Origin of the sequence: Bacillus sp. FJAT-26390 (assembly GCF_001682865.1) — a bacterium.
Lineage (GTDB): Bacteria > Bacillota > Bacilli > Paenibacillales > Paenibacillaceae > Pristimantibacillus.
The window spans coordinates 442,163-456,844 of the sequence record NZ_MAQX01000034.1 but is presented as its reverse complement, the minus strand read 5'-3'; the positions used below and the strand labels follow the sequence as shown (position 1 = coordinate 456,844).

The 14,682-nt window shown below is 51.1% G+C and carries 10 protein-coding genes; 8 read left to right on the top strand and 2 right to left on the bottom strand.

Annotated features, from left to right (window positions below; translation table 11 throughout):
• Window positions 1-59: 59 nt before the first annotated feature.
• From iolD to A7975_RS29040, 5 genes are all read left to right on the top strand, one after another.
• Window positions 60-1,925 carry a 3D-(3,5/4)-trihydroxycyclohexane-1,2-dione acylhydrolase (decyclizing) gene (iolD, locus tag A7975_RS29060; RefSeq protein ID WP_065387452.1) on the top strand — a complete coding sequence of 622 codons (1,866 nt, stop codon included), beginning with the start codon at window positions 60-62 and terminating at the stop codon, window positions 1,923-1,925.
• Between the two features lie 42 nt (window positions 1,926-1,967).
• Window positions 1,968-2,978: a 5-dehydro-2-deoxygluconokinase gene (gene iolC / locus A7975_RS29055; protein ID WP_065387451.1), complete on the top strand. Its 1,011-nt coding sequence runs from the start codon at window positions 1,968-1,970 to the stop codon at window positions 2,976-2,978.
• Window positions 2,979-3,009: 31 nt separating this feature from the next.
• Complete coding sequence (locus A7975_RS29050; RefSeq protein WP_053372171.1) at window positions 3,010-4,455, top strand: CoA-acylating methylmalonate-semialdehyde dehydrogenase; 1,446 nt, start codon at window positions 3,010-3,012, stop codon at window positions 4,453-4,455.
• 123 nt (window positions 4,456-4,578) lie between these two features.
• On the top strand, window positions 4,579-5,388 hold the full coding sequence (gene iolB / locus A7975_RS29045; RefSeq protein ID WP_065387450.1) for a 5-deoxy-glucuronate isomerase: 810 nt from the start codon (window positions 4,579-4,581) through the stop codon (window positions 5,386-5,388).
• 104 nt (window positions 5,389-5,492) lie between these two features.
• Window positions 5,493-6,395: a metallophosphoesterase family protein gene (locus A7975_RS29040; protein WP_065387449.1), complete on the top strand. Its 903-nt coding sequence runs from the start codon at window positions 5,493-5,495 to the stop codon at window positions 6,393-6,395.
• Between the two features lie 343 nt (window positions 6,396-6,738).
• On the opposite strand, the gene A7975_RS29035 is transcribed toward A7975_RS29040, so the two are convergent.
• The gene (locus tag A7975_RS29035) at window positions 6,739-9,765 is read right to left on the bottom strand and encodes a glycoside hydrolase family 2 TIM barrel-domain containing protein (protein ID WP_065387448.1); all 3,027 of its coding nucleotides are present in this window, start codon (window positions 9,763-9,765) and stop codon (window positions 6,739-6,741) included.
• A gap of 117 nt (window positions 9,766-9,882) precedes the next feature.
• Here A7975_RS29035 and A7975_RS29030 point away from each other — a divergent pair, with 117 nt between their 5' ends.
• Entirely contained in the window at window positions 9,883-10,767 is an 885-nt protein-coding gene (locus A7975_RS29030) for an AraC family transcriptional regulator (protein WP_065387447.1), read from the top strand.
• On the opposite strand, the gene A7975_RS29025 is transcribed toward A7975_RS29030, so the two are convergent.
• A complete protein-coding gene (locus tag A7975_RS29025) occupies window positions 10,764-12,458 on the bottom strand; it encodes a LamG-like jellyroll fold domain-containing protein (protein ID WP_082198520.1) in 1,695 nt (564 codons plus the stop codon). The two genes, A7975_RS29030 and A7975_RS29025, sit on opposite strands and share 4 nt — an antisense overlap.
• Window positions 12,459-12,681: 223 nt before the next feature.
• Between A7975_RS29025 and A7975_RS29020 the strand changes: the two genes are divergently transcribed.
• Window positions 12,682-13,476: a DeoR/GlpR family DNA-binding transcription regulator gene (locus A7975_RS29020; protein ID WP_053372167.1), complete on the top strand. Its 795-nt coding sequence runs from the start codon at window positions 12,682-12,684 to the stop codon at window positions 13,474-13,476.
• Window positions 13,477-13,824: 348 nt separating this feature from the next.
• A complete protein-coding gene (gene hisJ, locus A7975_RS29015) occupies window positions 13,825-14,682 on the top strand; it encodes a histidinol-phosphatase HisJ (RefSeq protein ID WP_065387446.1) in 858 nt (285 codons plus the stop codon).

Genomic DNA, 14,682 nt, shown 5'->3' with positions numbered 1-14,682 from the left:
CCCTTTTTTCTTCTCATAAAGGTTGGCTCACATGGATATTAAGGGAGGCCTTGAAACGAATGACGACGATTCGGCTTACGATGGCGCAAGCGCTGCTGCGTTTTCTGGATAACCAGTACGTATCGGTAGACGGCATAGAGACAAAGTTTATAAAAGGCGTTATGGGTATTTTCGGGCATGGCAACGTAACGGGCATCGGCGAAGCTTTAGAGAGAAGCGCCGGTGATCTGGTATATGTGCAGGGGAAAAACGAACAAGGGATGGTGCATGCGGCAGCCGCATTTGCGAAACAAAGCAACCGCAAGCAAATATTTGCCTGCACTTCCTCTATCGGTCCCGGCGCTCTGAATATGATAACGGCAGCGGCGACCGCAACCGTGAACCGCATACCGGTACTGCTGCTTCCGGGCGACAACTTTGCAAGCAGGCAGCCGGACCCGGTGCTTCAGCAGCTTGAGGTAAGCAGCGACTACACAATTTCGGCGAACGAGCCGTTTAAAGCGGTAAGCAAATATTGGGACCGCATCGTGCGGCCGGAGCAGCTGATGTCGGCATGCGCGAATGCGATGCGCGTATTGCTTGATCCCGCAGAGACAGGAGCCGTTACGCTTGCCCTGCCGCAGGACGTTCAAGCGGAAGCGTACGATTACCCGTCTGGTTTTTTCGCGCGCAAGGTTCATTATATCGATCGGCGCCCGGCAGCAGCCGATGCCGTTCAACGCGCCGCTGCTGTAATCAAAAATAAGAAGAAACCGCTAATCATCGCAGGAGGCGGCGTGCTGTACGCCGATGCGATGAAGGAGCTTGAGGTGTTTGCTGAAGCCTTCGGCATTCCCGTATCGGAGACGCAGGCCGGCAAAAGCGCTTTGCCGTGGAATCACCCGTTAAACGTTGGGGCGATAGGCGTTACGGGGACTCTGGCAGCCAATAAGCTGGCAAGGGAAGCGGATGTAATCATCGGTATCGGCACTCGGTATTCCGATTTTACGACATCATCCAAATCGGCATTCGGCAACCCGGATGTCCAGTTCGTGAACGTAAATGTAAGCAGCTTCGATTCCTCTAAGCTAAATGGCGCCGCTATTACGGCTGATGCCAAAGAAGGGCTGAAGGCTCTGCATGCTGCACTGGGTCAAATCGGTTACCTCAGCTCGCATGACCCGTCCGTCATCGCAGCTTTGAAGCAGGAATGGGACAGCGAGGTCGACCGGCTTTACGCGGCTGAGCATGAAGCGGGCTTTGCCCAAACGAGGGCGCTTGGCGTTATTCAAGAAACGCTTGATCCATCCTCGGTCATCGTATGCGCGGCAGGCAGTCTGCCAGGCGATCTTCATAGGCTTTGGAGGCCTGCCCAGCCGAAGACCTATCATATGGAATACGGCTTCTCTTGTATGGGCTATGAAATAGCGGGCGCGTTTGGCGCAGCCTTAGCAGAGCCGGGTCGCGAGGTATATGCTGTCGTTGGGGACGGAAGCTACTTGATGCTTCATTCTGAAATGGTAACGAGCCTCCAGGAGGGGCGTAAAATAACGATTTTATTGTTTGATAACCACGGCTTCCAATGCATTCACAATTTGCAGCGCGGTCATGGCAGCGACGGATTCGGCAACGAGTTCCGCTATCGCTCCCAGGAGACGGGCAAGCTGTCCGGCTCTTATATGCCGATCGATTTTGCAGCGCATGCCCGCAGCTTGGGGGCGAAGGCTTACAAAGCCGGCAATGCAGAGCAATTAAAAGAAGCGCTGCAGCTCGCTAAGCAAGAAACGGTGACGACGTTAATTGAAATTCCTGTCGTGCCGGGCACGAATACGGGAGGTTATGAGTCTTGGTGGAACGTGGGCGTTCCCGAGGTATCCGTCAGCGATGTAGTCGTTAGGGCGGGCAAAGAGATGAATGCCAAAATTCAATCCGTCACCCTCCGCTAACGGCCGAGTAAGTAAAGTCCAAAGAAAGCAGGGAGCTCACAAATGACTTATATCTCTTTTTCAAATAATAAAAAGTTTGATTTTACCGCTATCGGCAGGCTTTGCATCGATTTGAACGCGAATGAAATTAACCGTCCGATGGAAGAGACGATGACGTTCACGAAGTATGTCGGCGGCTCCCCCGCCAATATTGCAATCGGCATGTCCCGCCTCGGCCGAAAGACCGCTTTTATCGGCAAAATCGCGGATGACCAAATGGGACGTTTTATCGCCGATTATTTGAAGCGGGGCGGCATCGACGCTTCAAATGTGGTGACCGATCACACCGGCGCGGTGACAGGTCTCGCTTTTACGGAAATAAAGAGCCCTTCTGATTGCAGCATCCTTATGTATCGCGATAACGTCGCTGATCTTATGCTGGAAGCGGGAGAAGTAAGCGAGCAGTTGATCGCCGATTCGAAAATGCTTCTGATTTCCGGGACGGCACTTGCCAAGAGCCCTTCGCGGGAAGCGGTGTTCCAAGCGCTGCACTATGCCAAGAAACATCGGACCGTCATCGCGTTTGATCTCGATTATCGCCCTTATACATGGACTTCCAAAGAAGAGACGGCTGTCTATTACAATCTTGCCGCTGAAAAATGCGACATTATTCTAGGTACGCGCGAAGAGTTCGATATGATGGAGGCGTTCGAGCAAAACCCGGATCACAGCGATCATTTTACGGCGTCCAAATGGTTCGATTACTCCGCTAAAATCGTCATCATCAAACACGGCAAGGAAGGCTCCATCGCCTACACGGCCGACGGAACGACGCATCGCGCCAAAAGCTTCCCGGCGAAAGTCATCAAAACCTTCGGAGCGGGAGATTCTTATGCAGCGGGCTTTCTATATGGCATTATGGAAGGCTGGACGCTCGAGAAAAGCATGGAGTTCGGAAGCGCAGCGGCCTGCATCGTCATTTCAAGCCATAGCTGCTCCGATGCGATGCCAACAAGCTCGCAAGTCCATCAATATATTGAAGACTGCAACAATGGCAAAATAACGATCTCATAGTCATCCATAGATTTGAAAGGGGCTAACGACAATGACGCAAGTACTGAATAACTGGATTGGCGGAGCTTGGGTTCCATCAACATCTGCGACAACTGAAGAAGTATATAATCCCGCAACGGAAGAGGTGCTGGCGCTTGTTCCGCTTTCTACGCGCGAAGACCTAGACCTCGCCGTTCAAACGGCGAAGGAAGCGTTCAAAACATGGAGCCGCACGCCGGTTCCGCGCCGCGCACGGATTCTTTTTAAATACCAGCAGCTTCTGGTTGAAAATTGGAGTGAGCTCGCGCGCCTCGTTACGCTGGAGAACGGTAAAAGCTACAGCGAAGCTTATGGCGAAGTGCAGCGCGGCATTGAATGCGTCGAGTTTGCCGCTGGCGCTCCTACGCTTATGATGGGCAAGCAGCTCCCGGATATCGCTACGAATCTGGAGTCCGCGATGTACCGGTATCCGATTGGGGTTGTTGGGGGCATTACGCCGTTCAACTTCCCGATGATGGTGCCGTGCTGGATGTTCCCGCTTGCGATCGCCTGCGGCAACACCTTTGTCTTAAAACCTTCGGAGCGTACGCCGCTGCTGGCTAATCGCCTTGCGGAGCTCTTTACGGAAGCAGGCCTGCCGGACGGCGTGTTCAATATCGTCCATGGCGCGCATGATGTCGTTAACGGCATTCTTGAGCATAAGGATGTTATTGCCATTTCCTTCGTCGGCTCGCAGCCGGTAGCGGAGTATGTCTATAAAACGGGAACCGCACATGGCAAACGCGTTCAAGCGCTTGCGGGCGCGAAGAACCACTCTATCGTTATGCCGGATGCAGACATGGACATAACGGTCAAAGAAATTATTAATGCCGCATTCGGCTCCGCGGGCGAGCGCTGCATGGCATGCTCCGTAGTAGTAGCTGTCGGCGAGGTAGCGGATACGCTCGTGAGCAAGCTGATGGAAGCGGCGGACCGCATCACGATCGGCAACGGCGCGGAGGAAGGCATTTTCCTCGGTCCGGTCATTCGCGGCCCGCATAAGGAGCGCACGCTTAAATATATCGAGATCGGGGAGAACGAAGGCGCGATTCTTCTGCGTGACGGACGCAAAGATGCTGCCTGCGAGGGCAAGGGTTACTTTGTCGGGCCGACGATCTTTGATAACGTGCAAGGCGGGATGAAAATTTGGGAGGACGAGATTTTTGCCCCTGTGCTGTCGATTATGAGAGTGGATACGCTTGAGGAAGCGATTGAGCTTGCCAACGCATCGGACTTTGCGAACGGCGCATGCCTGTTTACGAAGAGCGGAGGTTATGTTCGCCAATTCCGCGAGACGATTGAGGCTGGCATGCTCGGCGTAAATTTAGGCGTTCCTGCCCCTATGGCGTTTTTCCCGTTCTCGGGCTGGAAAAAGTCGTTCTACGGCGATCTTCATGCCAACGGCACCGACGGCGTAGAGTTCTATACGCGCAAAAAAATGATAACGACGCGTTGGTAAGAATCAAACCGGAAGGCAAGCAGCCGCTGCGCTTGTAATTTGAGGCGAAGCGGCTTGCCTGATGAGCGCGAAAAAACGCGGCTGCTCGGCAGCTCCGGCAAAGCGTAAAGGAGGAAATAAAACATGTCCAAACTAATCGTAGCTCCATCGGCTGAACCCAATCATGAAGGCAGCCTTATGCAAATTACACCCGAATCAGCGGAGTGGCAGTATGTTGGCTTTGAATTCATTCGACTCGCTAAGGGGCAAGACTTACGCAGGGAAACCGCCGATAAGGAAGTATGTCTCGTCTTGCTGAGCGGGAAAGCGGATGTGACAACCGCGGAGCAGAAGTGGCAGGCAATTGGCGAGCGGATGAATGTGTTCGAGCAAATCCCTCCTTATTCGGTGTATGTTCCAAACGGCGATCGTTATCACGTCCACGCGCTTACTGAGCTTGAGGTAGCCGTATGCTCGGCGCCAGGATACGGAAACCACAAGGCGAGATTGATTGCGCCTGCGCAGGTAGGCACCGAAACGCGCGGCTATGGAAACATCGAACGTCGGATTCATAATATTTTGCCAGAGCAGGAGCCTGCGGATAGTTTGCTTGTTGTTGAGGTGTTTACGCCTAACGGACATTGGTCAAGCTATCCACCGCATAAGCACGATCAGGATAATCTTCCATCGGAGTCGCTTTTGGAGGAAACTTATTATTTCCGGGTCCAGCCTGAGCAAGGGTTTGCGATCCAGCGTGTCTATACCGATGACCGATCGCTCGATGAAACGTTGGTCGTGAAAAACGGGCATGCCGTCATGGTGCCGCGCGGCTATCATCCGGTATCTGCCCCTCCGGGCTATGATTGCTATTATTTGAATGTGATGGCTGGCCCGACCCGCATCTGGAAGTTTCATAATGACAAAGACCATGAATGGATCATGACGAAACCTTAAGATGACAGTTGATGAGGCTACGGCTTATGATGATTGTAGAGGCTCGTTAAGCATAGATACCGCATCGAATAAGCAGACCGATGAAGATCAATGGAGGGAAAAGGATGTCCGCCAGCCTAAAATTTCGTGAAGACGGCACTTTTAAAATTTTGCAATTTACCGATATGCATCTTGGAGACGGCAAAGAGGAAGAGCGTGAGAGGGACGAGAAAACGGCAGATTTAGTTAGCGGCATCATTGCAGCCGAGAAGCCGGATCTGGTCGTACTAACGGGTGACATGATATGGAGCGACGGCGTTGCCGATCCGAAAGCTTCTTTTCGCAGGGCGATAGCGCCTGTAGTGGAGTCAGGTGTTCCTTGGGCCGCTGTGTTCGGCAATCATGATGCGGAGGCAGGCGTAACCAGGGAGGAGCTTCTGGCTATTCAGCAGGAGGATGAAAAATGTCTTTCTGAAGCAGGGCCTCATGACATCAACGGGATTGGCAACTTTATGCTCAAGGTTGGAAATGCTAACGGAACCAAGGACGAGGCAGCGCTTTATTTCTTCGACTCCGGCATCAATGCTCCGGAACCAATTGGCGGCTATGCATGGATTCACCCGGATCAAATCCAGTGGTATACCGGGCAATCCAGGCAGCTTACCGCTCAAAACGGCGGTCCGGTTCGATCACTGGCCTTTTTCCATATTCCGATTCCCGAATACGACGCGGCGTGGCGCGGAGAGCAAGTGACGGGCACACGTGAGGAAAATGTAGAGTGTCCCAAAGTAAATACAGGCTTGTTCGGGGCGATGGTACAATCAGGCGATGTGGTTGGCACATTTGCCGGCCATGACCATGACAACGACTATTGCGGCACTTTGCACGGTATTCGTCTTTGTTACGGACGGGTAACCGGATATAATTGCTACGGAAAGCTGCCGAGAGGCGCCAGAGTCATTCGACTCGAGGAAGGGAAACGGGAGTTCGAAACGTGGATCGTTCAAGAGGATCAAGTGACAGGTTAATCTTGGTTTAAATATCATGAGCGCAGGCAGGGACTGTTAGACATCAGGCTCTCCTAACCGGGATAGAACTAGAAACTAGCTCTATTTTGTAAAAAATGACCTTAAGCGAGGAAATAAGGCTAGAAAATAGTCTTAATGCATCCGCACACTCCGCCAATTGGCGATTATCGCACCATTTCTTCAAGAATAGAGCTAGAATGTAGATCTATAATGATCAAACGGGCTACTTTTCCAGAAATAAGTCTAGAAAATAGTCTTAACGGAGCGCAAACCTCACCAACTGGCGATGATCAGGCAATTAAAAAGGACAGAGCAGCTATCATACGCTGCTCCGTCCTTTTGTTTATTCGTCTTCGCTTAACACGGGTTTGATATGAAGCTCGAAGCGGAACTGCTTCTCATTCAAGCGATACTGATCCAGCAGCTCCGGTCCGCAAGAATTGGAGCCGACGCCGCTCATTTTGTAATCCAGATGAACGATAGTTTCCTTCCGCGCCTTCAATTCATGATCATGGGCAGCGATTGTAAGGTCAAGCGGCGTATAGTGCGACGCGTTGAACGAGAACGGCTCCGGCGAGGCAAACTTTAAGCCCATCCCTTGCTCGTTCGATATGACCGCCCAATGAGTGCCATAACGCGAGCCGTTTTCCTGCGGCATAATATAAGGCTCAAACATTTCGTCCACGGTCGTAACATATCTGCTTTTGCGCACGCTTTGGCGTTTATCAACGTAACTCTCATGCGGCCCGTAGCCAAAGTATTCGACTTGTTCATTTCCGCTTGGCATAGTAAGCTGCAGCCCGAAGCGAGGCAAGTAAGCTGCAGATTCCCTTACTTTCACTTGGACGTCAAGCTTGATTTCCCCAGCCGCGTCAACCTGCCAGCTGGCTTCGCCGTGCAGAATCGGATTCTGCGTATACCCGCCTAAAGAGAATGCAGCGCGAACTTCTATTGTGGACTCGCTCAGACGCGTCCATTCACAGCTGTAAACCTTCATAACAGCACGGTCGTATCCTTGCAGCTCCCATTGCTTGCGGATATGCATATCGTTGTCGAGTGGCGCCCGCCAGATGTTGAAGCCCATCGGCTGCTCTACCATTACGATGCCATTGCGGGCAAGCTCCACGAACAATCCTTTGTCCAAATCAAAGGCGTAGCGGAAATCGTAGCCTTCGATGGACAATACGCGATCATTCTCGGCTGCATGCAAGGAGGCAGCGGATAGGTTTGCCGGTTCATCGGAATATTCAGCCTCAAGCAGGGTGAACTGCTTGAACGCAACTTCGTAACCCATCTCCGCCCATGAAGTTTCCTTGTTCATCCAAAAGGATAAGTTGAGCGTATAATAAGCATCCTTAGTTGATGGCCATGCATAAGGCAAAGTTATGAGCTGGTGCTCATGCGCAGCGGCATCGAGCTGCCAGATTTGGCCTTGTTCGATTGTTTGGCCATCCTTCTCTATTTTCCAGTGAAGGCCGAGATGGGATAGATCGATAAAATCATGCAAATTGTTGATCCTGAGCTTGCCGCCTGTTAAGTCAACCGCTTCTATATGAACCGGCGCTATAACCTGCTTTAGCTCAAGCAGGCCCGTATGCGGCCTGCGATCCGGATAAACGAGTCCGTCGATGCAGAAGTTGCCGTCATTCGGCTTGTCTCCGAAATCGCCGCCGTAAGCGAAGAACGGCTGGCCTTCCGTCGTTTCGGTCTTGATGCCATGGTCGCACCATTCCCAAACACAGCCGCCCATAAGCTTCGGATACTGATGGATAACGTCCCAATAATCCTTCAAATCGCCGGGGCCATTGCCCATGGCATGACTGTACTCGCAAAGGAACAGCGGCTTTTTATTCGATTCTTCCTTAGCATATTCCTCGATATACTGGACGGACGAGTACATGCGGCTCTCTACGTCGAGAGATTCGATATTCTCATGCCCTTCGTAATGGGGGGCCGCACCCTCGTAATGCACAAGTCTGGAGTCATCTCTTTGCTGAATCCATTCCGCCATGGCGATGTGGTTAAGTCCGTATCCGGCTTCATTCCCAAGCGACCACATGACGATGCAAGGCTGGTTTTTGTCTCTTTCCACCATCCGGGCTGCCCGCTCTACGTAAGCTGCTTGCCATGTAGGATCAGTAGCGAGCTTGTGCGCAGACCCGCCAGCTCCATCGTCCGGCACGCCCATGCCATGTGATTCCAAATCCGCCTCATCTACAACATAAAATCCATACTCGTTGCACAATTCATAAAAACGAGCGTCGTTCGGGTAATGGGAGGTACGGATGGTGTTCACGTTATGGCGCTTCATTAGCTTCAAATCTTGAATCATATGGTCCACGGGAATCGTCTGCCCAAGCTCGGGATGGGAATCGTGACGATTGACGCCGCGGAGCTTCACTGCTTGTCCATTGACTTGGAATACGCCGTCATTAATTTCGACCTTGCGGAAACCGACATGGAATCTAATGACTTCTTCGCCGGCATACAAATAAAGCTCGTAAAGGTAAGGGGCTTCCGCATTCCACAATATAGGCTTCTGTATATCCAGAGTGACCGTGCCTTGGTTCGCAATGACGGCTTGTGTGGCCGCGATAAGCTGATGTGTGGAATCCCGCAGCTCGGCTTTGACTTCAAGCGTTCCCGAAGTTTCGATTTCTGTTTGCAGAGACGCCTGCTGGAAATCGTCTGCGAATACTGTTTTATTAAAAACATCGCGGATATGCGTCTCATCGCGGCCTAGCAAATAAACGTCCCGGAAGATACCGGAAAAACGCCATGCGTCTTGATCTTCCAAATAAGTGCCGTCGCACCACTTCAATACCATTACGGCAATGCGGTTCTGCCCTGGGCGAAGGTAAGGAGAAATAAGAAACTCAGCAGGCATGCGGCTGCCTTGGCTGTAACCGACAAATGCGCCGTTCACCCAAAGGTAGAAGCAGGAATTGACGCCCTCAAATACGGCATATTTCTCCTTGCCTGCCCAGTTGTCCGGCAAATGAAAGTCTCTGACGTATAGACCGGCGGGATTGTCATCCGGTACGAACGGCGGGTCACAAGGGATCGGATAATTGAAGTTTGTATATTGCAGCTGGTCGTATCCGTTTGTCTGCCAGCAAGATGGCACGATCAAATCATCCCAAGCGCTAACATCGGTTTCCTCTTCATAGAAAGCATCCTTTACTTGCTGGACGCTTGGGTAATAGTTGAACTTCCAGCTACCGTTAAGCGTCTCATAATAAGGGGAACGTCCTCTTTGGCGTTCTTTGGCCGCAGCAGTATCGGCATATGGAATATAGTAAGCGCGCGGAGCCTCGCGGTTCACGTGCAGCTTCTCCGGGTTTTCCCAAAATTTATCAATTTTGATCATCGGTCACTCATCCTCTCGGTCTTGGCTTGACTTCATTATAAACGTTAGATAGGATGGTTGTTCAGGAGACAAAACAGACAACTTATAGGACAAAATGGACATTTTGGAGGAAATGCATTGGAACTGCTCAGCTTGCGAAGCAACAGCTTATACCAAATAGATGAAGCGCTTCCGTTTGCGGTTTATACGGCAGGAACGGAGATCCAGACGCCAATTACCCGCTTGGGAGGATTCTCGGCGAACCAACTGTTTTTAACCTTTTCGGGCAGGGGTAGATTTCGTATGCCTGGGCAGGATAAATGGGACATCCTACAGCCGCATATGCTGCTGTATATACCGGCCGGCAGGCCGCATGAGTATATGCCGGAGGGCGATGAGCCTTGGTATGTCGGATATGTAACCTTCGTTGAGAAGGAGGCTGGGCTGCTGGCTGGCTGGGGTTTCGGGGGTGATTCGTTTCATTGCCCATTCAAGGAGAAAGAGCGATTATATGAGCTTTTGAAAAAAATATGGTCTTTATCAGGGCCGCAGCATGATGATTGGGCCGCGACGGAGTTTTTATTTGCCTTTTGTCTAGAGCTGAAGAAGCAGCTTCAGCCTAATTCGAAGGTACCTATATCAACGCTCACAGGTCAAACGGAAGGTGCTGCCCATCCCATCGTTGATGTTACCGTTCGATTTTTGCATGATCATCTGGAGCGCCATATTACGATGGATGAGCTTGCCGCACATGTCGGTTATTCGCAGAAGCATCTCACCCGTCTGTTTAGAAATTCGCTGCAAATGACACCGCTGCAATATTTGCAGCAATTACGTCTAAGCACAGCCGCGTTACTGCTCGCCGAGCAGCCGAATCTGACGATCCGGCAGGCGGCGTCTTATATTGGAATGGAGCCGGTTTATTTTACTCGATTGTTCCGCAGGGTTTACGGGATAACGCCTTCCGAGTCACGTACAGCATCGGACAAGGAGAGGGAAGGGGGCGCAAGCGCAGCCGATTAACGAAAATTAAACCTGCTTTGAAAATGCCACGATACTTCGAAATGGTCGTATTCGCCGGTCAGATATTTGAAGTCCGGGTAGGCTAATGGACGCTTGGCAAATTGCTCGACCCATGGCGAATAAGTGCGAAAGGATATCCGGCCGGCGGCTTCGTCGAATTCCGCCAACCGCATCCAGCCATTCCCGCCGCGATATTCACTCTGGTAGTTGACCAGCAATTGAATGACATCATGCCCGTACCGATTCTGCTTGATGCGATGAGCCGTGTTGAAGTAATGGCCGTTAACCGTCATAAAAATCTGATCATGGCTGTCCACGAGCTGCTGCCAGATGAAGCTGCCGGTCTCGGAGTCAACCGGCAGCCTCCGTCCGCCGCTCATCGTCCAGTCCAACATATCATGCGAGACGAGAATGGTTGGGAGCTTGCTGTTCTCGCTTAGCATATGCTTCGCCCAGTCTAAATCCTCTTTGACATGAAGCATGTCCAGCATGAGGAAAACATATTCATAGGAGCCGGCGGCAATGACCGCACACGAGCTGTAGCGTGAGGGAGAGAAGCCTTTGCAGTACTTTTTATGAGCGAACCTTTCAGGACCGTAATAATGAAGATAAGGGTCTCCGATTCCGTAATCATGATTGCCGGCTGTCATCATATAGGGCATATCGCTCTCATCGAGCAAGGAAATTGCTTCATGGGATCTTTGCCACTGCGCAGCATCACTGCTGCCGTCAACGATATCGCCTACGAAGGCGGTCATCGCGATTCGTTTGCCGCCGCCATGCTCCGCAGCCCAAGCCATCTGGGCAGTGAACATTTCCGCGTTGTACTGTACCATTTTTTGAGCGTCGGGAATAAACAGAAATTGATAGCTTGCGTCTCCAGAGAGGAGCGGGATCGCATCATTGGTTCCTTGCAGATGCTGCATTTCTACAGGACCAGTCAGCCACTCCTGCGGGGACAGCGCTCTCCCTGTTATGCGTATCTCCTTCAAGCTTCCGGCAAAGCACTGCTCAATCTCATTCGCCCATTCGGATGCCCCGACGTTCCAGCCTTTTCCCGCAACCGCTGCGATTCCATTCGTGATTTGATCGGTAAGCCGGAAATCACGAATGCCATTTACATATAGAGAGGTTAATTGCCCGTCATTCACTGCTGCGACATGCAGCCACTGGCTGCTTTCTATGCACCGCGACCAATGCGTGATCGGATAGGAGGAGCGAGAGTCGAAGCTGACCCATTGAAATTCCTTATTGTTCGATACCGACAATGTAGCAAGCAGGCCGTTCTCTCCTTGTCTGCCTAGCTCAGCGCCTTGTCCCTGCCTCGTTAGAATGCCCATCCAGCTGTGCTGTTGCTCGTCGAAATGCTCAGGCAGCTTCAAAATGACCTCGATCGTGTAGCCTTCCTCGAATACAGCCTCATTCAAAGGAGAGCCGCTGGCCGTTTGAAAATAATGCCGCACAGCATTGTCTTTCCGATTGTTGAATTGGAGCGAACCGCCATCGGATGACCACTGCAAGATATCGCGGGCATAAGGCTTAGTCTGATCGCCGATAGAGGCGAGCTGCAAAGCATTCCCGTTGCCGCTTAAATCCTCTAGTATTAGGCTGGCGTCTTCTATCGAACCGGAATTAATGCGCGATTGGGCAAATTGCCAATGGGCAAGTGCTTCTATAGGGAAACTCTTCATATTAATCACTCCTATAATCGATAATGCAACAAAATCAAACATAAACTCACTGCAACCAATCATATAGCTGTACTGTTTTCTTGATGTTAAAACAAGGGCTATCAATTGTAAATAATGCGTTTATTAGTTTACAAGCGGTCTGCTCGTGCGTTAAAATTAAAAACGGAAATCCACAAAAATCCACAATATAAAAACTAATAATCGATAAATGAGGTGCGTACGAGTGTCGGTCCTGGCGGAAGAGCGCAAGCAAACGATTATCAATCTATTGAATTCGGAAGGGAAGGTCAGAGTCGTTCCACTCGCGGAGCAATTTAACGTATCACCCGAAACGATTCGAAGGGATTTGGACGTTCTAGAGAAGGACGGGCTGCTGCGCCGCGTATACGGAGGAGCGACAAAGCCGCTGTTCCAGACATCCGAAGCGCCTTTTACGCAAAGGCAATTTAAGCTGGTCAAAGAAAAGGAAGCGATCGGACGCTGCGCGGCAGCGTTGATCGAAGATGGAGATACGATTGCGATTGACGTTGGGACGACAGCGCTTGAGCTGGTCAAGGCGATTACGGGAAGAAGACGGCTGACGGTGCTGACGAACAGCGTATCCGTCGCGATCGGTCTGATGGACGGCGTAAACCAAGGCAGGTTTAGCGGAAAGATCATTTTGCTCGGCGGGGAGCTTAATCCGGAGCAGCAGTCAATCAGCGGCTCCATTTGCGAGAGGACGATGCAGCAGTTCCGCGTCAGCAAAGCGTTTTTGTCGTCAGGCGGCGTTTCGATGCCCGGCGGCATCAGCGATTACGATCCGGACGAGGCATCGATGTCGCGTATTTTCGCGCAGACGGCGGAGCGGGTTTATGTATTGGCGGACCACTCCAAGCTTGGCGTCATCTCGTTCACTCATATGCTTTCCTTTGAGGAAGTTGACTCGGTCATATCCGACAGTCCTTGCCCTGAGGGCTGGGCAGAGCATCTTGCGGAAAACGAAGTCGAATGGATAGAAGCTCCCGTAATCGATTAATGGTTTTAATAAAATAGATGGAATAAACAGAAAGAGCCGTACGGCGCATAACGATGCGCGTATGGCTCTTTTTTTAATGTGAGATCAAACATTAATAACAGGTAAACAGACATTTTTACATTTGCGAAAGATAAGAGGAAATGTTTGGTCGACGTTGACCGAACGTTGATAAAACGTTGATAAATCAATGAATTTTAACGCTGGCTTAACAAAACATAGATTGTTTATTGAGATTGTGTTAATGTTTGATCAAACATATTGTCAAATGACAACTAACATTATACGATGTGATTGTCTCTCGTATGCGAGGCCAGCAGATGGGCAGACAACACCAAAAGGAGCAGAAAAATGGTATTAAAATGGGATGGACACACACACACGAATTTTTGCCGCCACGGCAGCAGCTCGAGCATGGAGGAGTATTTGGAGCAGGCGATCCGGCTCGGATTTCAGCGATACACATTCAGTGAGCATCCCCCGCTGCCAGCAGGATACATCGACGATCTTCCGCTGATGAATCAGCTGGCGATGAAAGAAGAAGAACTGCCGCTCTATTTTGACCAAGCAAGAAAAGCAAAGGAGCGCTATGAAGGCAGAATCGAGACGACGATTGGGCTCGAGCTGGATTATTTGCCTGAAGACCCTGATTTTGCATTACGGTTGGTCGACAAATACGGAGAGCGGCTAGAGGATGTTGTATTTTCGGTTCATTACTTGCCTGGAATCGGAGGCAACCAGTGCATCGACTACACGCCTGAGACGTTCATGGACAAGCTGATCAAGTATTACGGCTCAATGGACAAGGCTGCAGAAGAGTATTACAACCATGTCGAAGCGGCTATTGAATGGGCAGCGGACCTGCCGTGCCGCAAAAGAATCGGACATATCAATCTGATTGAGAAATTCCGCCTTGCATTGCCGGAACTGGACGAGACACTAGTCACGCGCAGACTAAACGGCATTTTGCCGAAGCTTGCAGCTGCTGGAGCTGGCGTAGACGTGAACACGGCAGGATTCCGAAAGCCAACCTGTGAAAGAGCTTATGTGCCGGAATGGTTCATGGGCGAATGCTTGCAGCGCGGCATCCCGCTCGTATTCGGCTCGGATTCCCATAAGCCGGAAGAGGTTGGGTCAGGTTGGGATTGGTTTGAGAAAACAGTGGCACAAGCGAGTAAACGAATGGGTGAAAATTTAGAGAAGAGGTGA

What these genes read in the sequence shown, in the direction of transcription:
- iolC (WP_065387451.1), top strand. Translation starts at nt 1,968, where the DNA reads ATGACTTATATCTCTTTTTCAAATAATAAAAAGTTTGATTTTACCGCT.
- A7975_RS29035 (WP_065387448.1), bottom strand. Translation starts at nt 9,765, where the DNA reads ATGATCAAAATTGATAAATTTTGGGAAAACCCGGAGAAGCTGCACGTG.
- iolB (WP_065387450.1), top strand. Translation starts at nt 4,579, where the DNA reads ATGTCCAAACTAATCGTAGCTCCATCGGCTGAACCCAATCATGAAGGC.
- iolD (WP_065387452.1), top strand. Translation starts at nt 60, where the DNA reads ATGACGACGATTCGGCTTACGATGGCGCAAGCGCTGCTGCGTTTTCTG.
- A7975_RS29025 (WP_082198520.1), bottom strand. Translation starts at nt 12,458, where the DNA reads ATGAAGAGTTTCCCTATAGAAGCACTTGCCCATTGGCAATTTGCCCAA.
- A7975_RS29040 (WP_065387449.1), top strand. Translation starts at nt 5,493, where the DNA reads ATGTCCGCCAGCCTAAAATTTCGTGAAGACGGCACTTTTAAAATTTTG.
- hisJ (WP_065387446.1), top strand. Translation starts at nt 13,825, where the DNA reads ATGGTATTAAAATGGGATGGACACACACACACGAATTTTTGCCGCCAC.
- A7975_RS29050 (WP_053372171.1), top strand. Translation starts at nt 3,010, where the DNA reads ATGACGCAAGTACTGAATAACTGGATTGGCGGAGCTTGGGTTCCATCA.